Genomic DNA, 25,719 nt, shown 5'->3' on the forward strand with positions numbered 1-25,719 from the left:
CCCTGCGCCCGACCAGCGCACGTTAGGGTCGAGGACATGAGCGTCGTGAGGGTGATGGGGACCGAGGTCGAGTACGGCATCTCCGTGCAGGGCCGCCCCGACGCGAACCCGATGCAGGCGTCCTCGCAGATCGTCAACGCGTACGCCGCCGCCCAGGCCTCGGCGCGTCGCGCCCGATGGGACTTCGAGGAGGAGTTTCCCCTGCGCGACGCTCGCGGCTTCGACCTGTCGCGCAGTGAGGCGGACGCCAGCCAGCTCACCGACGAGGAGGCGGGGCTCGCCAACGTCATCCTCACCAACGGTGCCCGGCTCTACGTCGACCACGCGCACCCGGAGTACTCCTCACCCGAGGTGACCACGCCCTTGGACGTGGTGCGGTGGGAACGCGCTGGCGAGCTCGTCATGCTCCGCGCCATGCGCTACGCCGCCCAGACCCGCAACGGGCCGCCGATCCTGCTGTACAAGAACAACACCGACAACAAGGGTGCTTCGTACGGCGCCCACGAGAACTACCTCGTGCGCCGCGCCACGCCCTTCGCCTCGATCGTGCGCCACCTGACGCCGTTCTTCGTCAGCCGTCCCGTGGTCTGCGGGGCGGGGCGCGTCGGCGTGGGGCAGAACGGCCGCGTGAACGCGTTCCAGATCAGTCAGCGCGCCGACTTCTTCGAGGTCGAGGTCGGCCTCGAGACCACGCTCAAGCGACCCATCATCAACACCCGGGACGAGCCGCACGCCGACCCGGAGCTCTGGCGACGACTCCACGTGATCGTGGGTGACGCGACGATGTCCGACGTCTCCACCTACCTCAAGGCCGGCACCACCTCGCTGGTCCTGGCCATGATCGAGGACGGGTTCATCACCGACGACCTCTCGGTCCACCACCCGGTGGACGCGCTGCACCAGGTCTCCCACGACCCCTCCCTCTCGCACCTGCTCGAGCTCTCCGACGGACGTCGGATGACGGCGGTGCAGCTGCAACGGACCTACCTCGACCTGGCGCGCGCCTTCGTCGCGCGCGACGCCGACGAGGCGCACCCCCAGACCCTCGACGTGCTGGAGCGGTGGGGGAGCGTGCTGGACCGGCTCGAGCGCGATCCCTTCGAGTGTGCCGGCGAGCTGGACTGGGTGGCCAAGCTCCAGCTCCTCGAGCAGTACCGCGAGCGCGACTGTCTCGACTGGTCCGACGCCAAGCTCCACCTCGTCGACCTCCAGTACCACGACATCCGTCCCGAGAAGGGGCTCCACCACCGGCTCGTCAGCGCAGGCAGGATGCAACGACTCGTCGAGGAGTCCGCGGTCGAGGCGGCCGTCCACTCACCGCCCACCGACACCCGGGCATACTTCCGCGGCCGCTGCCTGAACCAGTACGCCGACGACATCGCCGCGGCCTCCTGGGACTCGGTCATCTTCGACCTCCCCGGTCACGACTCGCTGCAACGCATCCCGACGCTCGACCCGCTACGGGGAACGCGCCGCCACGTGGGCGACCTGCTCGACGCGTGCGGCACTGCCACGGAGCTGTTCGACGCGCTCACTCGGTAGTTCTGGATAGGGTGGTGCACATGGCCCAGGAGCAGAAGCACTCGCGCAAGTCCTCCCAGGACGAGGAGGCCGTCACTGAGGCGGCCGAGACCGATGTCGCTGAGCGCCGTGAGGCGCTGGACGACGACGTCGACGCCATCCTCGACGAGATCGACGAGGTCCTCGAGAACAATGCCGAGGAGTTCGTGAAGTCGTTCATCCAGAAGGGCGGGGAGTGAGTGGGCAACGGTTCTGACTCGCCGCGACTGTCGCCGGCGTTCATGCAACCCGGCGTCGTCTCGTTCGCGGACTTCCTGGGCGCCCAGGCACCCGACCTGCTCCCCGGACGGCGCAGCCTGCCGCCCGGCGACCTGGCGGCCCTCGCCCCCCACGCCACGACCATCGTCGCGGCCACGTTCGACGGCGGCGTCATCATGGCTGGTGACCGACGCGCCACGATGGGCAACATCATCGCGCAGCGCGACATCGAGAAGGTCTTCCCCGCCGACGAGTACTCGGTGGTCGGCATCGCCGGCACGGCCGGACTGGCCGTGGAGATGGTGCGCCTCTTCCAGACCGAGCTCGAGCACTACGAGAAGATCGAGGGCACCACGCTCTCGATGGACGGCAAGTCCAACCGCCTGGCGACCCTGATCCGTTCCAACCTCGGCCTGGCCATGCAGGGCCTGGCCGTGGTGCCGCTCTTCGCAGGCTTCGACCTCGACGGCCACCTGGGGCGCATCTTCTCCTACGACGTGACCGGCGGACGCTACGAAGAGACTGCCTTCCACGCGGTCGGCTCCGGCGCCCTCTTCGCGCGCGGCTCGCTCAAGAAGCTCTACCGCGAGGACCTGAATGAGGCCGACTGCGTCGGCGCGGTGATCCAGGCCCTGTACGACGCCGCCGACGACGACTCCGCCACCGGCGGCCCCGACCTGACGCGCCGGATCTTCCCGGTCGTCCACGTGGTGACAGCCGACGGCGGTCGCCGCCTGCGCGACTCCGAGGTGGCGGAGGTCGCGGACCGCGTCGTCGCCGCCCGCATGCAGCGACCCGACGGACCCGCGGCAGGCCTCCTGTGACCGCGCACGACCTGGGGGAGGAAGCCCGCCGATGAGCACCCCGTTCTACGTCTCACCCGAGCAGATGATGAAGGACCGGGCCGACTTCGCCCGCAAGGGCATCGCCCGTGGTCGCTCCGTCATCGTCGTCCAGTACGCCGACGGCGTGCTGTTCGCCTCCGAGAACCCCTCGAAGGCGCTGCACAAGGTCTCCGAGATCTACGACCGCATCGCCTTCGCTGCGGTCGGGCGCTACAACGAGTTCGAGAACCTCCGCATCGCCGGCGTCCGCCTGGCTGACATGCGCGGCTACTCCTACGACCGGCGGGACGTGACCGGCCGCGGGCTCGCCAACGCGTACGCCCAGACCCTGGGCGCGATCTTCAGCGCGTCGGGGGAGAAGCCGTACGAGGTCGAGCTCTTCGTCGCGGAGATCGGCGACGAGGCCTCGCAGGACCAGGTCTACCGCCTGACCTACGACGGCCAGGTGGCCGACGAGCACGGCTACGCCGTCATGGGTGGCGCGGCCGACGTGGTCGCTGCACACCTGAAGGACCACTACCGTCCGGACGCCTCCCTGGAGGAGACCGTCCGTCTGGCGGTGGCGGCGCTGGGACACTCCGAGTCGGACGACCGCGTCATCGGGGTGGACGACCTCGAGGTCGCCGTCCTCGACCGGACCCGCGTCCAGGTGCGCAAGTTCCACCGCGTGCGCCCCGAGCGGCTCGCCCAGATGTTGGGGACGACCAGTCCCGACGACGTCTCCGACGCGGTTCCGCTGGACTGAGGCCACTCTCGACCCTCCCGCGGCCGGGGAAAGCGAGGGGTCTCGCGGTCCTGCCCAACGTGTGGTGCCTGCCCCTAGGGTGGACCCATGGACCGCAGGATCATGGGCATCGAGAACGAGTACGGAGTCACGTGCACGTTCGAGGGCCAGCGCCGTCTGAGTCCTGACGAGGTGGCTCGCTACCTCTTCCGCAAGGTCGTGGCCTGGGGACGCAGCAGCAACGTCTTCCTCGCCAACGGTGCCCGCCTCTACCTCGACGTCGGGAGCCACCCGGAGTACGCCACACCCGAGTGCGACTCCGTGGAGGACCTCGTCGCCCACGACAAGGCGGGGGAGCGGATCCTCGAGGAGCTGATGCTCGACGCCCAGGCCCGCCTGGAGGACGAGGGCATCAAGGGCGACATCTACCTGTTCAAGAACAACACCGACTCGGGCGGAAACTCCTACGGCTGCCACGAGAACTACCTCATCGGCCGCCAGGGGGAGTTCTCGGCCGTGGCCGACGTGCTGATCCCCTTCCTGGTCTCTCGCCAGATCATCGTCGGTGCCGGCAAGGTCGTGCAGACGCCGCGTGGCGCCACGTACGCGGTCTCCCAGCGTGCCGAGCACATCTGGGAGGGCGTGTCGAGCGCGACGACCCGCAGTCGTCCGATCATCAACACCCGCGACGAGCCGCACGCGGACGCCGAGCGCTACCGGCGCCTGCACGTCATCGTCGGCGACTCCAACATGAGCGAGACCACCACGATGCTCAAGGTCGCGAGCTGCGAGCTGGTGCTGCGGATGATCGAGGACGGGGTGGTCATGCGCGACCTCACCCTCGAGAACCCCATCCGGGCGATCCGCGAGATGTCGTACGACATGACCGGGCGCCGCACCGTGCGGCTGGCCAACGGACGCGAGGCGAGCGCCGTCGACATCCAGGCCGAGTACCTCGGCCGGGCGCTGGACTACGTGGACCGCCGTGGGGTGCGGACGCCGACGATCGACCGCGTGCTGGACCTGTGGGAGCGCGCCCTCAAGGCCATCGACTCCGACGACCTCAGCATGGTGGAGCGCGAGATCGACTGGGTGATCAAGTACCGCCTGATCGAGCGCTACCGCGCCGCTCACGACCTCCCGCTGGGCCACCCCCGCATCGCCCAGCTCGACCTGGCCTACCACGACATCCGTCGTGACCGAGGGCTCTTCCACCTGCTCCAGCAGCGCGGGGCCGTCGCCCGCGTCACCGACGACGCGACCGTCGAGGCCGCCATGAACGTCCCGCCCCAGACGACACGCGCGAAGCTGCGCGGCGACTTCATCCGACGGGCCCAGGAGCAGCACCGCGACTTCACCGTCGACTGGGTCCACCTCAAGCTCAACGACCAGGCGCAGCGAACCGTCCTGTGCAAGGACCCCTTCCGCGCGGAGGACGAGCGCGTCGAGCGTCTCATCGCCGGTATGTGAACTTCCTTGCCGGTATCTGAAGCGCGTTCACAATCAACTCTCAGGTCGGCGGGCTAGTGTGTCCACGGTTTGTGAACCCATCGAAAGGCAACACCTGTGTCTCCTCGCCGTACCCTGACCGCTGCTGTGCTGAGTCTCAGCCTCCTCACCTTCGCTGCCTGTGGTGACGACGAGGCCGCTTCGGGCCAGGGCCTTGATGCCGTCGCCATCGAGGCGGAGCCCGGCAAGGCGCCCGAGGTCGACTTCGAGAAGAAGCTCGACCCCGACAAGATCGAGACCAAGGTCCTCGTCGAAGGTGACGGCGAGGAGACCAAGATCGGCGACATGGTCACCGCCTACATCTGGATCGGCAACGGCTTCGACAAGAAGGAAGTCCTCAACACCTACGAGGCGGGCGAGCCCGAGCAGCTCGAGCTCGTCGAGGAGCTCCTCCCGGGCCTGCAGAAGGGTCTGGTCGGCCAGAAGGTCGGCTCCGTCGTGGCCGTCGCAGCCCCGGCCAAGGACGCCTTCGGCGAAGGCGGTCGCCCCGACATGGGCATCGGAGACGGCGACAGCGTCCTCTTCGTGACCGAGATCGTCTCCAAGCTCTCCGAGAAGGAGGCCGAGAAGGCGAAGGCGGAGCAGGAGAAGGCCGCCAAGGAGGCCGAGAAGGCTCAGAAGCAGGCCGAGAAGAAGGCTGCCGCCACCCAGAAGAAGGTCGATGCCGCCAAGAAGAAGGCCCCCAAGGAGGCGACCGGCAAGAAGGTCAAGCCCGCCGCGTGGGCCCCGAAGGTGACCTACAAGAAGGGCCAGGTCCCGGTCTTCGACTTCTCCGGCACCCCGAAGCCGACCGGCAAGCTCCAGGTCACGCAGCTCATCAAGGGCAACGGCCCCAAGGTGAAGGCCGGCCAGACGCTCATCGTCCACTACGTGGGCCAGGTGTACGGCGCCAAGGAGCCCTTCGACTCCTCCTACAGCCGCAACGACGTCGCCACGTTCCCGATCGGCGTCGGCCAGGTCGTCCAGGGCTGGGACCAGTCCCTGGTGGGCCAGAAGGTCGGCAGCCGCGTCATCGTCCAGATCCCGCCGGAGCTGGGCTACGGCGAGCAGGGCAACGCCGATGCCGGCATCAAGGGCGACGACACCATCGTCTTCGCCGTCGACATCCTCGGCGCCGTCTGAGTCAGCTGACGAGCCAGAGCCGTGTCCGCCCGACGTAGTGAGCGTCTGCTCAACCTGCTGATCATGCTGCTGGTGCAGCGTCGCTACGTGCCCAAGGAGCGCATCCGCGAGCTCCTCTATCCGGACCAGTCGGTCGACGCCTTCGACCGGATGTTCGACCGGGACAAGGAGGAGCTGCGGGCGCTGGGCGTGCCGATCGAGGTCGGGTCCCTGTCGGCCTTCCACGAGGACGAGCTGGGCTACCGGATCCGTCCCGACGACCTGGCCCTGCCGGAGATCAGCCTGACGGCCGAGGAGGCCTCGGTGCTGACTCTGGCGGGCAAGGTGTGGCACCACGCCAACCTGGCGGACACGACCGCGGCAGCCCTGCGCAAGCTCATGCCGGCGCTGCCGTCGGAGGAGGCGGAGCCGCCGCCTCTGGCGCGCCCGGTGATCGAGGCGGAGGAGCCGAGCTTCGACGACTTCTGGGACGCCATCCAGGACCGTCGTACGGTCTCGTTCGACTACCGCAAGACTGGCGTCGCCGAGGCGTCCCCGCGCCGCGTGGAGCCGTGGGGGCTCTTCCGCCAGTCCGGACGGTGGTACGTGGTGGGGCGCGACACCGAGGTCGACGAGGAGCGGGTCTTCCGCCTCTCTCGCGTGGTGGGCCGCTGCCGGGTCGGCAAGACCGTCGACGCCTACCGCGTCCCGGCCGACCTCGACCTGCGCGAGGTGGCCGACCGCTTCCGACCCCATGACGAGGCCACCGAGGCACGCGTGCTGCTACGCCCCGGCAGCGGCCACGGACTGCGCCGCCAGGGGAAGGTCGTCGCCGCGGGCGTGATCGGCCCCGACGGAAGCGACGCCTGGGAGCGGCTGCTGGTGCGAGGCAGCGTACGAGCGCTCGCCGACGAGGTGCTGATGGTCGGGCCACGCGCCTACGTCGAGTCGCCGGAGGCGCTGCGCGACGACGTACGAGGCCGCCTCGCCGCGCTGGTGAACGATGTCGCGAACGACGGTGTCACGAACGACGGGGGAAAGCGTTGAGCAGGGCGGGCACGGGGGCACGGGACCAGGTCGCACGTCTGCTGACGCTCGTCCCTCTGCTGCACAGCCGTAACGGGCTCAACCTCGGCGAGGCCGCCCACCTGCTCGGCACCACCCCCGAGCAGGTGCGCAAGGACCTCAAGGTGCTGTGGATGTGCGGTCTCCCCGGTGGTCTGACCGACGACCTCATCGACGTCGACATGGAGGCGTTCGAGGAGGAAGGTCTCCAGGGCGTCATCCACGTCTCCAACGCCGACTACCTCTCCCGACCCGTCCGGCTCTCCGCCACCGAGGCGACCGCGCTGGTGGTGGCCCTGCGGGCGGTGCGCGACTCCTCGCCCGAGGAGACGCGAGCCATCGTCGACACCCTGATCGCCAAGCTGGAGGTGGCAGCTTCCTCCGAACGGTCCCAGGTCGCGGTGGCCCCCACGGAGTCGGAGGCGTCACCGATCCGCGCCACCCTCGAGCATGCCCTCGAGGTCGGCTCGCAAGTCCGCCTAACCTACTGGGTGCCCTCGCGTGACGAGGTGGGGGAGCGGGTCGTCGACCCCCTGCGCCTGGCAGCGGTGAACGGGGTCGACTACCTCGAGGCGTGGTGCCACCGCGCCGAGGACACCCGGGTCTTCCGGATCGACCGCATGGAGGAGGTCGAGCTCCTCCATGCTCCTGCGGGCGCCCACCCGAACGCCTCGAGCGAACCCCTCTCGGTCGCCCTCTTCACCTCGGCGCCAGAGGCGACCACCGTCACCCTGCGTCTCGCGCACGAGGCGCGGTGGGTCCCGGAGTACTACCCTGTGGAGGACGTTCGCCACCTGGGCGACGGCGTCCTGGACGTCGACCTCAAGGTGGTCGACGTAGGGTGGTTGCAACAGCTGGTCCTGCGCCTCGCGCCTCACGCGCGGGTGGTGGGTCCGGCAGACGTGGCAGCGACCGTCCACCGTACGGCAGTGGACACCTTGACCCTCTACACCTGACCCGGAGCGTACGATCAGCGACGACGTTCCCCAGACCCAAGGACTGACATGAGCCTCCACCTGGTTCCCGCCGTGATGGGCCTCGGCCCCACTGAGCTGATCATCATCGCCCTGGTGATCGTGCTGCTCTTCGGCGCGTCCAAGCTGCCCGAGCTCGCTCGTGGCAGCGGTCGTGCGCTGCGCATCTTCAAGGCCGAGACCAAGGGACTGAAGGACAGCGACGAGAAGATCTCGGCCGAGCAGGTCGACGACGACGTCATCGACGTGGACTCCCCGCGCCGCGACGACAACGCCTGACGCGGCGGTGCTGCGAGGATTTCTGGGCCTGCTGAGCAGCAAGCCCCAGCAGCCCGTCGGTCCTGACGGGCGGATGCCGCTCGGCGACCACCTGCGCGAGCTGCGGGCACGCCTCCTGAGGGCCGTGCTGGTCTTCATCGCGGTCTTCATCGGGTCGTTGTTCTTCTACGAAGAGCTGCTCGCCCTGGTGATGAGGCCCTACAACGATGCCCGCGAGGTGCTCGGGCAGTCCGTGGAGACGAAGGCCTACGTGAAGGGCGCCACCGGCCCGCTGCTGCTCCAGCTCAAGCTCTGCGCCGTCGCGGCCATCGTGCTGACCAGTCCCTACTGGCTCTACCAGATCTGGGCGTTCGTCGTTCCCGGCCTCCACCGCCACGAGAAGAAGTGGTCGCGCATCTTCGCCGCCGTGGCCGGCCCCCTCTTCCTGGCCGGCGTGGCGATGGGCTACTACGTGCTTCCCAAGGGCCTCGAGGTCCTGATCGGGTTCACGCCCGCCGCCATGGAGAACCTCGTCGAGTTCGGCGAGTACTTCTCCTTCTTCACCCGCATGCTGCTCGTCTTCGGCGTCGCCTTCGAGATCCCGCTCTTCGTGGTCATGCTGAGCCTGGCCGGGGTCGTCAGCGGCAAGACCCTCGGCAAGTACCGCCCGTGGATCATCGTCGGCACCTTCATCTTCGCCGCGGTCGCGACGCCGTCGACGGACCCGTTCTCGATGCTGATGCTCGCCCTGCCGATGCTCGTGCTCTTCCTCGCGGCCGAGATCCTCGCCCGCCTCATCGACCGGTTCCGTGGCCGCAAGAGGGCCGCCACCGAGTGGGCCGACGACGAGCTCTCGCCGCTGTGACCTCAGCCCTCCTCCACCTCGTCGAGTCGGACCCCTTCGACCTGCCCGAGTGGCTGGGGGAGAGCGAGGTCGTCTGGCGTCCGGACCGCGGGCTGCGTACGGGACACCTCGTCCCCGGCCACCTCTCCTCCACCGGCACCCACGCGGACGCCGCTCTCCCGTGCGACCTGCTGGCCGTCGACGAGGCCTACCCGGTGCCCGTCACCACCCCGGACCTCCGGGTGCGGGCGCACCAGGTGTGGAAGTACGGACAGGTCCTGCTGACCACGCACGACGACAGGCTCACGCTGGCGGTCCCGGGCACCGAGTTCAGCGCCGACCTCGCACTGGAGTGCCTGGACCGGTTCGCCCTCGCGGTCGGCGCATCGCCGGAGCGCTACTCAGCGCTGCTGCGGATCGGGCAGCGTCCACGGCGGAGCGGCCGCGTCTCGGGCTAGTCTCCGTCGCGTGAGAGTCCCCACCCGCGAGGTTGCGCTGATCGCGAACCCGTCATCCGGCCGCGGACGCGGCAGCCGCGTACGGGCTCGGGTCTCGGCGCGACTCACCGCTGGTGGCCTCCGGGTGCGCGACCTCTGGCCCCGCGACTCCGAGCACTTCGTCGACCTCTGCCGGGGAGCGGTGCGCGACGGCGTCGACGGGTTGGTGGTCTGCGGCGGTGACGGTGCCTTCCACCTGGCCCTCCAGGCAGTCGCCGGCACCGCGACGCCGATCGGCCTGGTGCCGGCCGGGACGGGCAACGACGTCGCGCGTTACTTCGGCGTGCCGCGCCACGATCCGGAAGCCGCCGCCGACCTCGTCGTCGCCGGTCGCACGCAGCAGGTCGACGCGGCGCGCTCCGGGGACCGCTGGTTCATGACGGTCCTGGCCGCCGGGTTCGACGCCGTGGTCAACGAGCGCGCCAACCGGATGACCTTCCCCCGGGGCCAGATGCGTTACAACATCGCCACCGTGGCGGAGCTGCGGACGTTCCAGCCCCTGGCCTACACCTTGGACCTGGACGGCCGCTCGCTCGAGCTGGACGCCATGCTCGTCGCCGTCGGCAACGGGCCGTCCTTCGGGGGCGGCCTGCGCATCTGTGAGGGCGCCGACCTCCACGACGGCCTCCTCGACGTCGTCATCATCCGCCCCGTCTCCCGGCGCGAGCTCGTGCGGACCTACCCGAAGCTGCTCACGGGCACCCACGTCACCCACCCGCAGTACGAGCACCACCGCGTACGCCGGGTGACGGTCGCCGCCCCCGGAGTGGTGGGTTATGCCGACGGGGAGAGACTGGGTCCACTGCCGTTGACCGTCGAGAGCGTCCCCGACGCTGTGAAGGTGTTCTCATGACCTCTCCCTCCGAGGCGTACTCCAAGTTCCGAGCCGGGCGCACCCACCCGGCCGTGGCGGAGTTCGTCGACCTCTACCCCTTCGGCCTGGACGAGTTCCAGGTCAACGCCTGCCGCGAGATCGAGGACGGCAACGGGGTGCTGGTCGCTGCGCCGACCGGGTCCGGCAAGACCGTGGTGGGGGAGTTCGCCGTGCACCTGGCGCTCCGCGAGGGACGCAAGTGCTTCTACACGACGCCCATCAAGGCGCTGTCGAACCAGAAGTACCACGACCTCGTCGCCCGCTACGGCCACGACAACGTCGGCCTGCTCACCGGTGACAACACCGTCAACGGTGAGGCACCCATCGTCGTGATGACCACCGAGGTGCTGCGCAACATGCTGTACGCCAGCTCGCGGACGCTCCTGCAGCTCGGCTACGTGGTCATGGACGAGGTGCACTACCTCGCTGACCGCTCGCGCGGAGCGGTGTGGGAGGAAGTCATCATCCACCTCCCGGAGTCGGTCCAGGTCGTCTCGCTGTCGGCCACCGTCTCCAACGCCGAGGAGTTCGGCGAGTGGCTGCAGACGGTGCGGGGAGCGACGACCACGATCGTCGAGGAGAAGCGCCCGGTCCCGCTCTTCCAGCACGTGATGCTCGGGCGCCGGATCCTCGACCTCTTCGCGAGCTCCGACGTCGACGCCAGCGCCGGCTTCGTCAAGGAGGGAGCCCCGGTCAACGGCGAGCTCCTGCGGGTGGCGCGCGACGATTTCGCGAGCTCTCGCCTGATGCGCGACCGTCGCGCCCCCAAGGGCAAGGGACGCCAGTCGGGCGGACGACAGGTCGGCAACGGTCGACGGGTCTGGATCCCCAGCCGCGTCGACGTCGTCGACCGACTGGAGCGGGAGAACCTGCTCCCCGCCATCGTCTTCATCTTCAGCCGGGTCGGCTGCGACGCGGCGGTGTCGCAGCTGCTCCAGGCCAACGTACGACTGACGACGGCCGAGGAGCGCGACGAGATCTACGAGATCGCCCAGGCGACCGCACGGTCGCTGCCGGCAGAGGACCTCTCGGTGCTCGGCTACCACGAGTTCCTCGAAGGCCTGACCCGCGGCGTCGCCTCGCACCACGCCGGCATGCTCCCGGCCTTCAAGCACCTCGTGGAGGACCTCTTCGTGCGCGGCCTCGTCAAGGTGGTCTTCGCGACCGAGACGTTGGCCCTCGGCATCAACATGCCTGCACGCACCGTGGTCATCGAGAAGCTGTCGAAGTGGAACGGCGAGACGCACGCCGACCTCTCGCCGGGCGAGTACACCCAGCTCACCGGTCGTGCCGGGCGTCGCGGACTGGACGTCGAGGGGCACGCGGTCGTGCTGTGGCAGCCCGGGATGAACCCGGCGGAGCTGGCAGGCCTCGCCTCCACCCGCACCTACCCCTTGCGCTCGTCCTTCAGGCCCTCGTACAACATGGCCGTCAACCTGGTCCACCAGTTCGGCCGCGGGCGGGCACGCGAGCTCCTGGAGCTCTCGTTCGCCCAGTTCCAGGCCGACCGGGCGGTCGTCGGGCTCGCGCGCCAGCTGCGCAAGGCGGAGGAGGCCCTCGACGGATACCGCGAGGCAGCCACGTGCCACGTCGGCGACTTCATGGAGTACGCGGCCTTGCGCCGGGAGATCTCCGACGTGGAGAAGGCGGCCTCGCGCACGCGGCGTGCCGACCGGCGCGCCGAGGCGCTCGCGTCCTTGGCGACGCTGCGCGCCGGTGACGTGATCGAGGTGCCCGCCGGAAAGTTCTCCGGGTGGGCGGTCGTCGTCGACCCCGGCCTGGGCAACCCCGACGAACCGCGCCCCTACGTGGTCACCCTGGACCGCCACGCCCGCCGCCTGGCCCCGATGGACTTCCCGGTCCCCGTCGAGGCGCGCACCAGGCTCAAGGTGCCGAAGGCGTTCAACGGTCGCAATCCGGCGATGCGTCGTGACCTCGCCCTGGCTCTTCAGGGCCGGGTCAAGGGACTCGACCGGGCCCGCCCGCGGAAGGGCGCCGGCGGGGGAGACCCGGCGGTGGACGCCCAGCTCGACGAGCTGCGTCGTCAGTTGAAGTCCCACCCGTGCCACCAGTGCCCCGAACGGGAGGACCACAGTCGCTGGGCCGAGCGCTGGTTCAAGCTCTCCCGTGACAGCGACACGTTGCGCCGCCGCGTGGAGAACCGGACCAACACCGTGGCGCGCACCTTCGACCGCGTCTGCACCGTGCTCACCGCTCTGGAGTACCTGGACGGTGACACGGTCACCGACCGCGGTCGCCACCTCATGCGCATCCACTCCGAGCTCGACCTGGTGGCCGCGGAGGCCCTGCGCGAGGGCACGTGGGACCACCTGACGCCGGCCGAGCTGGCTGGCGCGCTCTCCGCCCTGGTCTTCGAGGCGAGACGAGCCGACGAGGGCTCTGCGCCCCGCGAGGCCAACGCGGCCGTCCAGCAGGCCCTGCGTGACACGGTGCGGCTGTGGCGTGAGCTCGACCTGCTCGAGAAGGACCACCACCTCGACTTCCTGCGCCAGCCCGACGCCGGGTTCGCCTGGGCCGCGTGGCGTTGGGCCGAGGGCGACGACCTCGACGACATCCTCTCGGAGACCGGTCTGTCGGCTGGCGACTTCGTGCGGCTGGTCAAGCAGCTCCTCGACCTCACCGGCCAGATCGCCGACGCAGCCGCCGGTACGCCCCTGCGCAGGACCGCGCGCGAGACCACGCAGCTCCTGCGTCGGGGAGTCGTCGCGCTGTCGATGGCAGGGGAGTGAGGGAGGCCCCCGAGCGCCCGTGGCGTGTGGCAGGCTGACCGCCATGAGCGACCAGCGCCTCCTCCTGCTCGACACCGCATCGCTGTACTTCCGGGCCTACTTCGGCGTCCCGGACAGCATGAAGGCGCCGGACGGCACACCAGTCAACGCCGTGCGCGGGCTGATGGACTTCATCGCTCGTCTCGTCGACGAGTACCAGCCCTCGCACCTGGTCTGCTGCTGGGACGACGACTGGCGTCCACAGTGGCGCGTCGACCTCGTGCCGACGTACAAGACCCATCGCGTGGTCGACGAGAACCCCGGCTCCACGCCGGACGTCGAGGAGGTGCCGGACCCGCTCCAGGTGCAGGTGCCGATCATCCGCGACGTGCTGGCCGCCTACGGCATCGCCGTGCGCGGCGTGGCGGAGATGGAGGCGGACGACGTGATCGGGACTCTAGCGACGGGGGCCGGCATGCCGGTCGACATCGTGACCGGCGACCGGGACCTCTTCCAGCTCGTCGACGACGCGGCCGAGGTGCGCGTGCTCTACACCGCACGTGGGGTGGGGCGCCACGAGCGGGTCGACGAGGAGTGGGTGCGCACCAAGTACGGCGTCGAGGCCCGTCAGTACGCCGCCTTCGCGACGATGCGTGGCGACGCCTCCGACGGCCTCCCGGGCGTGGCCGGCGTGGGGGACAAGACCGCTGCGGCCCTGCTCGCCCAGTTCGGCTCGTTGGACGCGATCGTCGCGGCGGCCCAGGACGACTCCTCGGCGATGGCGCCCGGTCCCCGTCGCAAGGTGCTGACAGCCCTCGACTACCTGGCCGTGGCGCCGACCGTCGTCGCGGTCCGCCGTGACCTCGACATCGACCGATCCGGCCTCGAGCGGCCCCGGGTCGCCGCCTCCCCGGAGACCGTGGCGGCGCTCGCCGAGGCGTGGGGCCTCGGTTCATCCGTCGAGCGCCTGGACGCTGCCCTGTCCTGAGGCGATTAGCCTGTGTCGGTGAACTCTCCGCAGATCGAAGCCACCGACCGCCAGATCCTCTCGTTGCTGGCCGCCGACGGCAGGATGTCTTTCACTGCGCTCGGCAAGGCCACCGGCCTCTCGACCTCGGCGGTCCACCAGCGTGTGAAGCGCCTCGAGCAGCGGGGTCTCATCAAGGGTTACGGCGCCACGGTCGACCACGAGCAGCTCGGTCGCTCACTCACTGCCTTCGTCTCGATCTCCCCGTTCGATCCCGCCCAGCCCGACGACACCCCCGAACGCCTGCGCCCGATCGCCGAGATCGAGTCCTGCTGGTCGGTCGCTGGCGCCGAGTCCTACATCCTCAAGATCCGCGTGGAGAGTCCCACCGCACTGGAGGACCTGCTGGCTCGCATCCGGTCGGCAGCCAACGTCGCCACCCGCACGACCGTGGTGCTCTCGACGGCCTTCGAGAACCGCCCTGCCGAGTGATCTTGCCACCGAGTGCCGAGTGGGGCGCTCACCCACCTCGCTGAAGCTCAGGAACGGTTGGCCGACCACCACCGCTGCCCCTCCTGGGGCAACGTGTGGATCGGGTCGTAGTAGGGATAGGGACGGTCCAGGCCACCCACCGCCTCGTCGAGCGCGGTCAGGTAGTTCTTCGTCCAGTAGGAGACACCACGCTCGGTGTCGTAGGAGTGCACCTGGTGCACCCACCGCTTCCCGACGTAGGGCACGTCGCAGACGATGCGCGGCGTGGCGAAGCCGGGCAGGTATCCCATGATCTCGTGCTGGAGCGCTTGGGCGTGGGCCACGGAGATCCGCCAGTGCTCGGCGTTGGGGATCATGTCGCACATGTAGAAGTAGTAGGGCGTGACGCCGGCCTCGTCGAGCAGCGCGAAGCTGAGGTCCAGCAGGTCGTGGGCCGTCGTGTTCACCCCGTCGAGCAGCACGCCCTGGTTGCGTACGTCGCGCAGGCCCGCGTCGAGCACCGCGCGTGACGCTCGCGCCACCGAGGGAGTGACCTGCTGGGCGTGGTTGGTGTGCGTGTGCAGGGCCAGCTGCACCCCGCGCGACCTGGCGACCTCACAGACCCGAGCGAGGCCCTCGAGCAGACGGGGCTCCAGCCAGTGCTGCGGCAGCCCGATGAGCGCCTTGGTGGCCAGTCGTACGTCGCGGATCGAGTCGATCGTGAGCAGCTCCATCAGGAAGGACTCCAGACGCGGCCACGGCATGTTGGCGACGTCGCCCCCTGAGACCACCACGTCGCGCACGCCGGGCGTGGCCCGGAGGTGGTCGAGCATCGCAGCGAGGCGGTCGACCGGCTTCGAGGTGAACTTGAGCTTCTCCACCGTCGGGGTGGAGGTGCCCACCAGGTCCATCCGGGTGCAGTGGCCGCAGTACTGCGGGCAGGTCGGCAACAGCTCGGCCAGGACCTTGGTCGGGTAGCGGTGGGTCAGGCCCTCGACGGCCCACATGTCGTGCTCGTGGAGCGAGTCCCGGCTGGCGAGCGGGTGCGACGCCCAGTCCGTGCGGCGGTCGGAGTGCACCGGGATCATGTAGCGACGCACCGGGTCGTCGAGAAATGCCTCGGTCCACGAACCCGGAGCGCTGGTCTCGACGGTCGGCACCATCGTGTTGACCATGTGGGGCGGCACCAGCATCGACATGGTGGCGAACTCGCGACGGTCACGGTCCAGGTCGTCGTAGAAGCACTCCGCGACGCGGTCGCCCAGGACCGCGCGCAGCTGGGCGGGGTCCTTCACGCAGTGCGCCCGCTGCCACTGGACGTCGCTCCACTCGTCCTCGGTCACCGTGCTCCATCCCGGGAAGCGACGCCAGTCGGGCTCGACGAGCGGGCGTCGGACGTACGAGTAGGGCTGCGGCAGGCGGTGGGCAATGGGCGCAGTGGTCGTCATGCAGAGCCTCCCCGACACGCACGAGCGTGTCCGACGTGATTGTGATCCATGTCTCGTTCTGCCAGAGTAGACGTAGATCATGCGGCAAATGCAAGCCAACGCCGCAATTCTTTCGGCAGCAAGGCAGATCAGGAGAATCAATGCCTCTGAACCTCGCGAGTGACCCCTTGGGCCTGCACCGGGTGCTCGGTGACACCCGGCTGCCGCAGGCGGCGGAGCGCCTCGATCCCACACGTGACCTGTGGCCCGACGAGGTCCGCGTGCGGGTCGAGCGCCTCAACCTGGACGCGGCCTCCCTGCGCCAGCTGCGCACGGCCCATCCGGACCCCGACGCGACGCGTGCCGCCGTCGTCGAGATCATCGCGAGGCGGGGCAAGATGCAGAATCCCGTGACGGGGTCCGGCGGAATGCTGCTCGGCACCGTCGAGGAGGTCGGTCCCGAGTCCCCCTTGGGGCTGTTGGCGGGGGAGCGGGTGGCGTCGCTGGTCTCGCTCACCCTCACCCCCCTCGTGATCGACGACGACCTGGCCCGTTGGGACGGGACGGACGAGCAGGTTCCCTGCTCGGGGCACGCCATCCTCTTCGGGCGCTCGGTGGCAGCCGTGCTGCCACCTGACCTGCCCGAGCCGCTCAGCCTCGCGGTGCTGGACGTCTGCGGCTCCCCCGCCCTCGTACACCGCGTGGTCACCCGCCACGCCGTCGAGCACGGGCAGGCACCGGTGGTCCTCGTCCTCGGGGCAGCCGGCAAGTCGGGGTCGCTGTCCGCGGCCGCCGCCCGTGACGCCGGCGCCGCTCGTGTGGTCGGGCTGGTGCCGACCGAGCAGGAGGCCGGACTGCTGGAGGACGCCGCCCTGTGTGACGACGTCGTCATCGCCGACGCCACCCGGCCACTCGCGGTACGCGACGCCGTTCGTGACGCCACAGGCGGCCAGGTCGACGTCACGGTCGTCTGCGTGGACGTCCCCGACTGCGAGGGAGGTGCCATCCTCGCCACCGCCGACGGCGGCACGATCGTCTTCTTCTCGATGGCCACCTCGTTCTCGGCCGCCGCGCTCGGCGCCGAGGGGATGGCGGCCGACGTCACCATGCTGATCGGCAACGGCTTCGTCCCCGGCCACAGCGACTACGCGCTCGACCTCGTCCGTTCCGTCCCGGGAGTCCGCTCCCTCATCGAGAGGAGGCACCGGTGACCCGGATCGCCCTCGACGCCACCTCCGTGGCGACCGCCCGAGACCTGGCAGGGGCCGTGGGCCGCCCTGTCGTCGACCTCGCACGACGCCACACCACCGTCTCGGTGGAGCGGGCGACACTCCGGCTCGCCGGTGCGACCGGAGCCGACCCCGACGGCGTGCCGTGGGTCAACCACCTGGTCGACGCGGTGCGCGACGGCCTCTTGCCCGACGGGGGCATCGCCCACGGGGTCAGCCTGCCGCTCTTCGACGCCCTCGCGCGGGGTGAGGCGGCCGACCTGGTGGACCTTGCCCAGCGCCTCCGCCGTGGCCAGGTGACACTGCGCCTGCCGCACGGCCCCGACCGCACCCGGGCCGCTGCGGCCGCGCACTCAGCCGTGACCCGCGGGATGGACCAGGTCGACGCACAGCGCCGTCGGCGCGAGCAGATGATCGACACCGTCGGCGACGCCCCACGCCGCCCCTGGATCTACCTGATCGTCGCCACCGGAGACATCCGCGAGGACGTACGTCAGGCCCAGGCCGCCGCACGGGCCGGGGCCGACGTCGTCGCCGTGATCCGCAGCACCGGCCAGTCCCTGCTCGACTACGTGCCCGAGGGAGCGACGTACGAGGGGTTCGCGGGCACCTACGCGACCCAGGAGAACTTCCGGATCATGCGTGGCGCGCTCGACGAGACCAGCCACGAGCTCGGTCGCTACGTGCGCCTGACCAACTACGCCTCAGGACTCTGCATGCCGGAGATCGCCGTCCTGGCAGGGCTCGAACGCCTCGACATGATGCTCAACGACTCGATGTACGGGATCCTCTTCCGCGACATCAACCCGGTCCGCACCTTCGTCGACCAGCGCTTCAGCCGCCAGGTGCACGCCCGTGCCGGCATCATCATCAACACCGGCGAGGACAACTACCTCACCACGGCCGACGCGGTCGAGGCAGCCCACACGGTCACCACGAGCCAGCTCCTCAACGAGTACTTCGCCAAGGAGGCCGGGCTCGAGGACTGGCAGCTCGGCCTGGGCCACGCCTTCGAGATCGACCCCGAGGTGCCGGAGAGCTTCCGCCTGGAGCTCGCCCACGCCCTGCTGGCCCGCTCGCTCTTCCCTGACGCACCGCTGAAGTGGATGCCGCCCACCCGCCACATGACGGGGGACGTGTTCCGGGGCCACCTCCTCGACGGCTTCTTCAACCTCGCGGGGCTGCTCACCGGTCAGGGGATCCTGCTCGTCGGGATGATGACGGAGGCCGTGGTCACCCCGTGGCTGTCCGACCGCGACCTCGCCCTGCAGAACGTGCGCTACGTCATGGAGGCGGCGGGTGGTCTGCAGGAGGACTTCCGTCCGCCCCCGGACGGCTTCATCGCGCGCCGTGCGGGAGTCGTGCTCGACGAGGCGGTGGCCCTGCTCGAGCGGATCAACGGTCACGACGACGGCCTCCTGGACGCGATCGCCGACGGCACCTTCGGACTGATGCGCCGGCCAGCCGACCGCGGACGCGGGCTGGAGGGGGTCGCGGCGAAGTCCGAGGACTACCTCAACCCGGCGCAGAACCTGCTCGATGCCGGCGCCGGTCCTGGTGCGACGGTCTCCGACGAGACTCGCGAGAAGGAGGCGGTCCGATGATCGTGCGTCCCTACGGCGACAGCACGGGTGACGGGATGGTGCAGGTGTCGTTCACGCTCCCGCTGCCCGCCGACAAGCGTGGCGAGGGCGCGGCCGCCCAGCTCGCCCAGAAGATGGGCATCCACCCGGCGATGGTGGTCCACGCGCGCCCGATCGGCCCCGACTTCACCTTCTTCGTGGTCTACGGGCCGGTCCAGCACCTCGTCGACACCTCGGCCGTGCAGGTGGTCGAGCGCGACCATCCCCTCCTGACGCCGGCCGAGGTCAACCAGGCCGTACGCCGCGGCCTGCGCCGCCGCCTGGTCGTGGTCGGTGCGTGCATCGGCACCGACGCCCACACCGTCGGCATCGACGCGATCCTCAACATCAAGGGCCTGGCGGGGGAGAAGGGGCTGGAGTACTACCGCGAGCTCAAGGTGGTGAACCTCGGCGCGCAGGTGCCTGTCGACGAGCTCGTCACCGCTGCCGTACGAGAAGGCGCCGACGCGGTGCTGGTCTCCCAGGTCGTCACCCAGCGTGACGCCCACCTCCACAACACCGCAGCCCTGGTGGACGCCTTCGACGCCCGGCTCGGCCGGGACCATCGCCCGCTCCTGGTCGTCGGCGGACCACGCTTCGACGAGTCTGCTGCCGCCGAGCTCGGCGTCGACCGCGTCTTCGGCCGCGGGACCACGCCGCGCGAGGTCGCCTCCTTCCTCGTCCACCGGCTGGTGCCCCAGGAGGTGCCCGCGTGAGCGCGCCGCAGCCAGGCCTCGAGGTCGTGCACCGGCGCTACGTCCCGTACGCCCACGCGCACTACGCCGGTCACCTGGTCGACGGCGCCTACTCCCTGGGGCTCTTCGGCGACGTCGCCACCGAGATGTGCATCCGGACGGACGGTGACGAGGGACTCTTCGCCTCGTACGAGGACGTCCAGTTCCTCGCGCCGGTGCTGGCCGGTGACGTGGTCGAGGTGCGGTGCGTCCTGGAGTCGTCCGGGCGCAGGTCGCGCCGCCTCTCCTTCACCGTCCACGTGGTGGCTCGCGGCGCAGGTACGCCACAGCGTCCGGGGGCGGCCGAGCTCCTCGACGACCCCATCGTCGCGACCACCGCGATCGGCACGGTGGTGGTCCCCGGCTGAGCCGCCGCGGCTGGCGTGACACCCCTGGCGGTACGTTGGGTGCGTGCTGCTGCGAGTCCTGGTCGCCCTCGGGGCGGGTGCCGCGTTGGCGGCGGCTTCGGAGCCGATCGGCTGGTCGTGGCTCACCCCGCTGTGCGTGGCCATCCTCATGGGCACGGTCTGGCGCGTCGCCCCGCGGCGAGCCTGGCTGCCCGGGCTGGCCTTCGGCATCGGCTTCTTCTTCACGCTCCAGTGGTGGATGCGGGCCGTGGGCCCCGATGCCTGGCTCGGCCTCTCCGCCCTCGAGGCGGCGTTCTTCGCGCCGCTGGGAGCCGCGCTGGCGCTGGTGCAGAACCGGACCCGGTGGTGGCCGCTGTGGGCGGCGGTGCTCTGGGTCGGGGTCGAGACCCTGCGCAGTGGGTGGCCCTTCTCGGGGATGCCCTGGGGGCGACTCTCCTATGCCGTCGCCGACACGTGGTGGGCCGACGCGCTCCCGTGGATCGGCTTCACCGGCGTGAGCCTGCTCCTGTCACTCACCGGGACGACCCTGGCCTGGGTGGTGCTGGAGCGTCCGCGTTTGGCCCGCGTCGTCCCCGTCGCCCTCGGACTGCTCGTGGCAACCGTCGCTCCGGCCCTGGCCCCCTGGAGCGGGGAGCAGAGCGGAACGGCGACCGTCGCCGTGGTGCAGGGCGACGTCCCGGGAAGCGGGGACGACCTCGTCGGGGTGCACCGCGAGGTCACCGCCAACCACGTCAACGCGACCGAGCTCCTCGCCGTCGACGTACGGACGGGCCGCGAACCCGAGCCCGACTTCGTCCTGTGGCCGGAGAACTCGACCGCGGTGGACCCGTTCCGCGACCCGTCGACCCTTGACGGGATCACCCGGGCCGCCGACGCGATCGGGGCTCCGATCCTGGTCGGCGCGATGGTCGACGCACCTGAGGACCACCAGGTGCTCAACCAGGGCATCGTGTGGTCGCCGGAGGTCGGCGCCGGCGATCGCTACACCAAGCAGAACCCGGTGCCGTTCGGCGAGTACATCCCGTGGCGCGACGTCGTCTTCCGCGACAACCTCGGCAAGCTGCGCCAGATCGGACGCGACATGCTCAGCGGGACGCGTACGACGCCGTTGCAGGTGGGAGGCATCAAGGTCGCCGACGCCATCTGCTTCGACGTCGCTTACGACAGCGGCATCCACGACCAGGTGCGCGAGGGCGGCGAGATGGTGACCGTCCAGACGAGCAACGCGATGTTCATCCACACCCACCAGATCGCCCAGCAGTACGAGATCACCCGGCTGCGGGCGCTGGAGACCGGGCGCTACGTGGCCGTGGCGGCCACCAACGGCCTCTCGGGCGTGATCGACCCCCGGGGTCGTCCGCTCGCCGAGGCCGAGCCGCGCACGACCTCCGTCCTGGTCCAGGAGGTGGGCCTGTCGACCTCCGTCACCCCGGCAGTGTGGATGGGGCAGTGGCCCGGGCGGTTGGCACTGGTGGGAAGTCTCGTCGTTCTCCTTGCCAGCACGAGACGTCCGTCACGCATGGCCTATATTCACGAGAGCCAGCGTCCCAGCCCCAGGAGTGCAGAGTGAACCAGCCACAGCTGGGTCGAGTCATCATGGTGATCCCCACCTACAACGAGTCGGCCAACGTCGAATGGATCATCGGTCGGCTGCGCGCCGCCCAGCCCCACGTCGACGTGCTGGTGATGGACGACAACTCTCCCGACGGCACCGGCAAGATCGTGGACGCCATCGCGGAGCGCGATCCGCAGGTGCAGGTGGTCCACCGCACCGAGAAGGCGGGGCTCGGCGCCGCCTACCGCCACGGCTTCCGCGTCGCGCTCGACCAGGGCTACGACGTGATCGGGGAGATGGACGCCGACGGCTCCCACCAGCCGGAGCAGCTCCAGCGCCTGCTGGACGCGATCGCCGAGGGCGCCGACCTGGTGATCGGGTCGCGCTGGATCCCCGGCGGCTCCATCGTCAACTGGCCCAAGTCGCGGGAGATGCTCTCACGCGGGGGCAACATCTACGTGCGCCTGCTGCTCGGCATGCCGGTCAAGGACGCCACGGCAGGGTTCAGGCTCTTTCGCCGCGCCACGCTGGAGGCGATCGACATCGACACCGTGACCTCCACCGGCTACGTGTTCCAGACTGACATGGCCTACCGCACGCTCCAGCAGGGTCTGACCGTGCGCGAGGTGCCGATCGAGTTCATCGAGCGCGAGCGCGGTGACTCCAAGATGAGCAAGGACGTGGCCACCGAGTCCCTGAAGCTCATCACCAAGTGGGGCATCTCGGAGCGTGCCGCCCAGCTCCGACGTGTCGTTGGGGCTCGTGACGCATGATGGAGGCATGACTTCGGCGCGTCGTCTCCTGCCTCGCTGGCTCCTCGTCCTCCTCCTGGTCGGGATGCCACTGCTGGAGCTCTTCGTCCTGATCCGAGTGGGTCAGGTCATCGGAGCGGCGTGGACGATCGTGCTGCTGATCGTGGCCAGCTTCGTCGGGGGCTGGCTGATCCGCAACGAAGGCGCCAAGGTCTGGCGTTCGCTGGCGGAGTCCCTGCGCGAGGGGCGCATGCCGACGCGCGAGCTGGCCGACGGCGCACTCGTCGTCCTCGCCGGTGCGCTGATGCTCAGCCCGGGATTCGTGACCGACGTCTTTGCCCTGCTGCTGATCCTCCCCGGCACGCGACAGCTGGCACGCCGGGCCCTCACCGCGTACGTCGCCAGCCGCGTCGTGGTCACGTCCGGGGGAGTGGGGTTCGGGTTTGCCGGAACGCCCACGTCGACGCCCGGAGACGCACGACGCCCCGGACCTCCGACCGGTGGTCAGGTGATCCGGGGCGAAGTCGTGGACCCGTAGGTCAGACCCGTTGGGTCAGGCGCCGGCCTTCACGCGCTTCTTGGCGTTGGCCCGGTGCAGGTGGGCCGGACCGATCTCGCCGCCACGCAGCAGCTCGAGGCGCTCCTTGAGGATCTCCTCGAGCTCCTTCTCCGAGCGACGCTCCAGCAGCATGTCCCAGTGCGTACGCGCAGGCTTCTCGTTCTTCTCCTCGGGCAGGACGCCCTGGGTGCTGAGTGCCTCGCTGCCACACTTCGGGCACTCCCACAGGGCCGGGATGTCGGCCTCGTCGGACATGGTCACCTCGAACACGTGACCGCTCTTGCACTTGTAGCCGACCTGCTGACGAGCGGCAAACTCAATGCCGCGCTCGTCCTCGAAGCTCTGACCACCGAGTCGTGCACCACGCAACGTGCGCTCCGCCATTGAGCCACCTCCAGAAATCCGGTTTCGCCCCGTGTCTACGCATGTGAGACGACCTCAAGGGGGGTTCAATGACGCCAAGGACCCTCATGGGAACCGGCGTCAACGGTCGTCCACTGTCCAACGCTATCGGTAGGCGCAACATTCCGTGCAATCGCAACCACAGCGGCAGCACCTGCGCATCCCCAGAATTCAGGAACCTAAGGCCGATCGCGGGTTCTCGCCGCTGCGCACCAAGGTGAGGAGCGCCAGGCCGAGCCCGAGCACCAGCATGATCCCGAGAATGCCCCAGTGCTCTGCGGAGTCCTTGTCCGCCACGCCCGTGACGGCCGCACCCAGCACGATGAAGCCCGACCACGCGGCAGGAGCCATGAAGCTCACGGCACGGCCCGTCGTGGCGTAGAGACCGAAGATCTCGCCCTCCTTGCCCTCGGGGATCAGCCTGGCGAGGAAGGTCCGCGACGCCGACTGTGCCGGCCCGACGAAGACGCAGAGCAGGAGGCCGAAGGTCCAGAAGATGGTGGCGCCGCGATCGTGCAGGAAGAAGATCGTGGACCCGGCGACGAGCATGCAGGTCAGCGACCCGACGATGACGGGCTTGGGACCCAGCCAGTCGTCGAACGTCCCCGAAGCGATGGTGGCGATGCCGGCAACCACGTTGGCGGCGACGGCGAAGATGATCACCTCGCTGGGTGTGAAGCCGAACGTGCCGGCCGCCAGCACGCCGCCGAAGGTGAAGACGCCTGCGAGGCCGTCGCGGAAGACGGCGGAGGCCATGAGGAAGTACGCGGTGTTGCGGTCGGTGTTCCACAGGTCACGGATCGTGCCGAAGAGCTGGCGGTAGGACTCGATGACGCTGACACTCTGGCCTCTCGGCTGGCGGGCGGCCTTGTCGTCGCGCATCGTGAGGATCACCGGCAGGCTGAAGACCAGGGTCCACAGCGCGCACAGCAGCATGGTCACGCGGACGTCGAGGCCGTTCTTGTCCGTGACCCCGAAGAGACCCACCTCGGGGTCGATGAAGCCGTAGAACACGATGAGCAGCAGCACGATGCCGCCCAGGTAACCCAGCCCCCAGCCGAATCCGGAGATCCGGCCGACGTTGTCGGGCGTGGAGATGTCGTTGAGCATCGCGTTGTACTGCACCGAGGCGAACTCGAAGAAGATGTTGCCCGCCGCGAGCAGGACCAGGCCCAGCCACAGGTAGTCGGGGGAGGGCTTGACGAAGAAGAGGCCCACGGAAGCGACGATCACCAGGGCCGTGTTGACCGTCAGCCAGAAGGTGCGTCGCCCCGAGCTGTCCGCACGCCGACCCGTGATGGGCGCGAAGAGCGCGATCAGCACGCCCGCGGTGGCCAGGGCCCAGCCGAGCTTCGCGCTGGCACCGGACCCGAACGAGTCGGAGGTGATGTAGACGCTGAAGACGAAGGTGGTGATCACCGCGTTGAAGGCGGCCGAGCCCCAGTCCCACAACCCCCAGGCAATCACCGGCCAGCGACCGGTCACTGCTGTCGGAGCCTCGGTCTTCGTGTCGCTCATGCGTGCTCCCTCCAGAGCCCTCGGCGGAGCAGAACTTCCTTGAGTATGTCGGTGCGGTCGGTCACCAGGCCGTCGACCCCACGGTCGAGGAGTTCTTCCATCTCCTCGGGGTCGTCGATGGTCCAGACGTGGACGTGCGCGCCCGCGGCGTGCGCGCGGCGTACGAAGCCTGGCGTCACCACCCGGATCCACCCCCGGTGGTGGGGCACCTGGAGCGCGGCCACCTGACCGCGGGTCACCCACCGTGCGAGGCGTCCGCTGGGCAGCAACCGGAAGGCGGCGACCTCCAGAGGGTGCGCGGAGGTGGCGACCCGGCCACGGGCCAGAGCGCGGAAGGCGTTGAGTCGTCGCCCGGAGAAGGAGCCGACCAGGACCCGGTCCCAGGCGTCACACTCGTCGATCAGCGCCATCAGCGGCTCGACCGCGTCACGGGCCTTGATGTCGATGTTGAAGCGGGCACCGGGGAAGGCGTCCAACAGCTCCCTGAGCGTCGGGATGCGCCCGTGGGCGCCGATCCGGGCCTCGCTCACCTCGGCATGGGTGTGCGCGTTGACGGGCCCCACACGGTCGGTGACCCGGTCCAGGACGTCGTCGTGGAACGCCAGCACGACACCGTCGCTCGTGACGTGGACGTCCGTCTCGAGGTAGGTGTACCCCAGCGCGACGGCATGGGCGAACGCCACCGCGGTGTTCTCCAGGCCGGGGATGTCCGGATGGAGCGCACCGCCTCGGTGGGCGAACGCCAGGACCGGCCGTCCGTCGTCCAGGTAGGCGTAGCCCGTGTCTCGACCGATCACGCGGGTGAGTATGCCTCATCACGAGGCTCACGGCGTGCGCCACGAGGTGCCGCGCTTCTCAGATGTCGCGGTACCTACTGACCGACATCCTGCGGGGCTCGCCTACACCACACCTCGCT

The 25,719-nt window shown here is 69.7% G+C and carries 26 protein-coding genes; 22 read left to right on the forward strand and 4 right to left on the reverse strand.

Annotated elements, in window-relative coordinates:
- The first annotated feature begins 36 nt into the window (after nucleotides 1-36).
- The 15 genes from dop to FCL41_RS08515 all read left to right on the forward strand — a co-directional run bounded on the left by dop (nucleotide 37) and on the right by FCL41_RS08515 (nucleotide 14,658).
- Nucleotides 37-1,542 (forward strand): depupylase/deamidase Dop, encoded by a 1,506-nt coding sequence (gene dop / locus FCL41_RS08445; RefSeq protein ID WP_137065624.1) that lies wholly within the window; start codon nucleotides 37-39, stop codon nucleotides 1,540-1,542.
- Nucleotides 1,543-1,562: 20 nt separating this feature from the next.
- Nucleotides 1,563-1,760 carry a ubiquitin-like protein Pup gene (locus FCL41_RS08450; RefSeq protein ID WP_137065625.1) on the forward strand — a complete coding sequence of 66 codons (198 nt, stop codon included), beginning with the start codon at nucleotides 1,563-1,565 and terminating at the stop codon, nucleotides 1,758-1,760.
- Nucleotides 1,761-1,802: 42 nt separating this feature from the next.
- The gene (gene prcB, locus FCL41_RS08455) at nucleotides 1,803-2,603 is read left to right on the forward strand and encodes a proteasome subunit beta (RefSeq protein ID WP_137066046.1); all 801 of its coding nucleotides are present in this window, start codon (nucleotides 1,803-1,805) and stop codon (nucleotides 2,601-2,603) included.
- A gap of 31 nt (nucleotides 2,604-2,634) precedes the next feature.
- Nucleotides 2,635-3,369, forward strand: coding sequence for a proteasome subunit alpha (prcA, locus tag FCL41_RS08460; protein ID WP_137065626.1), 735 nt, complete (start codon nucleotides 2,635-2,637; stop codon nucleotides 3,367-3,369).
- Between the two features lie 87 nt (nucleotides 3,370-3,456).
- Nucleotides 3,457-4,818, forward strand: a complete 1,362-nt coding sequence (gene pafA / locus FCL41_RS08465) for a Pup--protein ligase (protein WP_137065627.1) — start codon at nucleotides 3,457-3,459, stop codon at nucleotides 4,816-4,818.
- Between the two features lie 126 nt (nucleotides 4,819-4,944).
- On the forward strand, nucleotides 4,945-5,979 hold the full coding sequence (locus FCL41_RS08470) for an FKBP-type peptidyl-prolyl cis-trans isomerase (RefSeq protein ID WP_137065628.1): 1,035 nt from the start codon (nucleotides 4,945-4,947) through the stop codon (nucleotides 5,977-5,979).
- Between the two features lie 21 nt (nucleotides 5,980-6,000).
- Nucleotides 6,001-7,005, forward strand: a complete 1,005-nt coding sequence (locus FCL41_RS08475) for a helix-turn-helix transcriptional regulator (protein ID WP_137065629.1) — start codon at nucleotides 6,001-6,003, stop codon at nucleotides 7,003-7,005.
- On the forward strand, nucleotides 7,002-7,979 hold the full coding sequence (locus tag FCL41_RS08480; protein ID WP_137065630.1) for a helix-turn-helix transcriptional regulator: 978 nt from the start codon (nucleotides 7,002-7,004) through the stop codon (nucleotides 7,977-7,979). Before FCL41_RS08475 ends, FCL41_RS08480 begins: the two co-directional genes overlap by 4 nt.
- 48 nt (nucleotides 7,980-8,027) lie before the next feature.
- Nucleotides 8,028-8,276, forward strand: coding sequence for a Sec-independent protein translocase subunit TatA (locus FCL41_RS08485; RefSeq protein WP_239021582.1), 249 nt, complete (start codon nucleotides 8,028-8,030; stop codon nucleotides 8,274-8,276).
- Between the two features lie 7 nt (nucleotides 8,277-8,283).
- Nucleotides 8,284-9,120, forward strand: coding sequence for a twin-arginine translocase subunit TatC (gene tatC / locus FCL41_RS08490; protein WP_239021583.1), 837 nt, complete (start codon nucleotides 8,284-8,286; stop codon nucleotides 9,118-9,120).
- Nucleotides 9,117-9,557 carry a hypothetical protein gene (locus FCL41_RS08495; RefSeq protein ID WP_137065631.1) on the forward strand — a complete coding sequence of 147 codons (441 nt, stop codon included), beginning with the start codon at nucleotides 9,117-9,119 and terminating at the stop codon, nucleotides 9,555-9,557. Before tatC ends, FCL41_RS08495 begins: the two co-directional genes overlap by 4 nt.
- Nucleotides 9,558-9,567: 10 nt before the next feature.
- A complete protein-coding gene (locus FCL41_RS08500; protein WP_137065632.1) occupies nucleotides 9,568-10,449 on the forward strand; it encodes a diacylglycerol kinase in 882 nt (293 codons plus the stop codon).
- On the forward strand, nucleotides 10,446-13,220 hold the full coding sequence (locus FCL41_RS08505; protein ID WP_137065633.1) for a DEAD/DEAH box helicase: 2,775 nt from the start codon (nucleotides 10,446-10,448) through the stop codon (nucleotides 13,218-13,220). Before FCL41_RS08500 ends, FCL41_RS08505 begins: the two co-directional genes overlap by 4 nt.
- 43 nt (nucleotides 13,221-13,263) lie before the next feature.
- Entirely contained in the window at nucleotides 13,264-14,187 is a 924-nt protein-coding gene (locus FCL41_RS08510; RefSeq protein ID WP_137065634.1) for a 5'-3' exonuclease, read from the forward strand.
- An 18-nt stretch (nucleotides 14,188-14,205) separates the two neighbouring features.
- On the forward strand, nucleotides 14,206-14,658 hold the full coding sequence (locus FCL41_RS08515; protein ID WP_275403730.1) for an Lrp/AsnC family transcriptional regulator: 453 nt from the start codon (nucleotides 14,206-14,208) through the stop codon (nucleotides 14,656-14,658).
- A 47-nt stretch (nucleotides 14,659-14,705) separates the two neighbouring features.
- Here FCL41_RS08515 and FCL41_RS08520 read toward each other — a convergent pair whose 3' ends face one another.
- Nucleotides 14,706-16,085, reverse strand: a complete 1,380-nt coding sequence (locus FCL41_RS08520) for a KamA family radical SAM protein (RefSeq protein ID WP_137065635.1) — start codon at nucleotides 16,083-16,085, stop codon at nucleotides 14,706-14,708.
- A gap of 140 nt (nucleotides 16,086-16,225) precedes the next feature.
- Here FCL41_RS08520 and kdd point away from each other — a divergent pair, with 140 nt between their 5' ends.
- Genes kdd through FCL41_RS08555 form a run of 7 tightly spaced genes read left to right on the forward strand, consistent with a single transcriptional unit; the run spans nucleotide 16,226 to nucleotide 22,862 of the window.
- Nucleotides 16,226-17,275, forward strand: a complete 1,050-nt coding sequence (gene kdd / locus FCL41_RS08525) for an L-erythro-3,5-diaminohexanoate dehydrogenase (RefSeq protein ID WP_170970227.1) — start codon at nucleotides 16,226-16,228, stop codon at nucleotides 17,273-17,275.
- Nucleotides 17,272-18,897, forward strand: a complete 1,626-nt coding sequence (gene kamD, locus FCL41_RS08530) for a lysine 5,6-aminomutase subunit alpha (RefSeq protein ID WP_137065636.1) — start codon at nucleotides 17,272-17,274, stop codon at nucleotides 18,895-18,897. Before kdd ends, kamD begins: the two co-directional genes overlap by 4 nt.
- Entirely contained in the window at nucleotides 18,894-19,631 is a 738-nt protein-coding gene (kamE, locus tag FCL41_RS08535) for a lysine 5,6-aminomutase subunit beta (RefSeq protein WP_137065637.1), read from the forward strand. The genes kamD and kamE overlap by 4 nt, the downstream gene beginning before the upstream one ends.
- Entirely contained in the window at nucleotides 19,628-20,017 is a 390-nt protein-coding gene (kal, locus tag FCL41_RS08540) for a 3-aminobutyryl-CoA ammonia lyase (RefSeq protein ID WP_137065638.1), read from the forward strand. The genes kamE and kal overlap by 4 nt, the downstream gene beginning before the upstream one ends.
- Before the next feature lie 43 nt (nucleotides 20,018-20,060).
- A complete protein-coding gene (lnt, locus tag FCL41_RS08545) occupies nucleotides 20,061-21,587 on the forward strand; it encodes an apolipoprotein N-acyltransferase (RefSeq protein WP_137065639.1) in 1,527 nt (508 codons plus the stop codon).
- Nucleotides 21,584-22,345 carry a polyprenol monophosphomannose synthase gene (locus tag FCL41_RS08550; RefSeq protein ID WP_239021584.1) on the forward strand — a complete coding sequence of 254 codons (762 nt, stop codon included), beginning with the start codon at nucleotides 21,584-21,586 and terminating at the stop codon, nucleotides 22,343-22,345. Before lnt ends, FCL41_RS08550 begins: the two co-directional genes overlap by 4 nt.
- A 7-nt stretch (nucleotides 22,346-22,352) precedes the next feature.
- Entirely contained in the window at nucleotides 22,353-22,862 is a 510-nt protein-coding gene (locus FCL41_RS08555) for an FxsA family protein (protein WP_137065640.1), read from the forward strand.
- A gap of 15 nt (nucleotides 22,863-22,877) precedes the next feature.
- Here the strand turns inward: FCL41_RS08555 and FCL41_RS08560 are convergent, their stop codons facing one another.
- The 3 genes from FCL41_RS08560 to FCL41_RS08570 all read right to left on the reverse strand — a co-directional run bounded on the left by FCL41_RS08560 (nucleotide 22,878) and on the right by FCL41_RS08570 (nucleotide 25,600).
- Nucleotides 22,878-23,267, reverse strand: coding sequence for an RNA polymerase-binding protein RbpA (locus FCL41_RS08560; RefSeq protein WP_137065641.1), 390 nt, complete (start codon nucleotides 23,265-23,267; stop codon nucleotides 22,878-22,880).
- A gap of 189 nt (nucleotides 23,268-23,456) precedes the next feature.
- Nucleotides 23,457-24,803 (reverse strand): MFS transporter, encoded by a 1,347-nt coding sequence (locus FCL41_RS08565; RefSeq protein WP_137065642.1) that lies wholly within the window; start codon nucleotides 24,801-24,803, stop codon nucleotides 23,457-23,459.
- A complete protein-coding gene (locus FCL41_RS08570) occupies nucleotides 24,800-25,600 on the reverse strand; it encodes a glycerophosphodiester phosphodiesterase family protein (protein ID WP_137065643.1) in 801 nt (266 codons plus the stop codon). Before FCL41_RS08570 ends, FCL41_RS08565 begins: the two co-directional genes overlap by 4 nt.
- Between the last annotated feature and the right edge of the window lie 119 nt (nucleotides 25,601-25,719).

The sequence above is a fragment of the Nocardioides jishulii genome (assembly GCF_006007965.1).
Taxonomy (GTDB): Bacteria; Actinomycetota; Actinomycetes; order Propionibacteriales; family Nocardioidaceae; genus Nocardioides; species Nocardioides jishulii.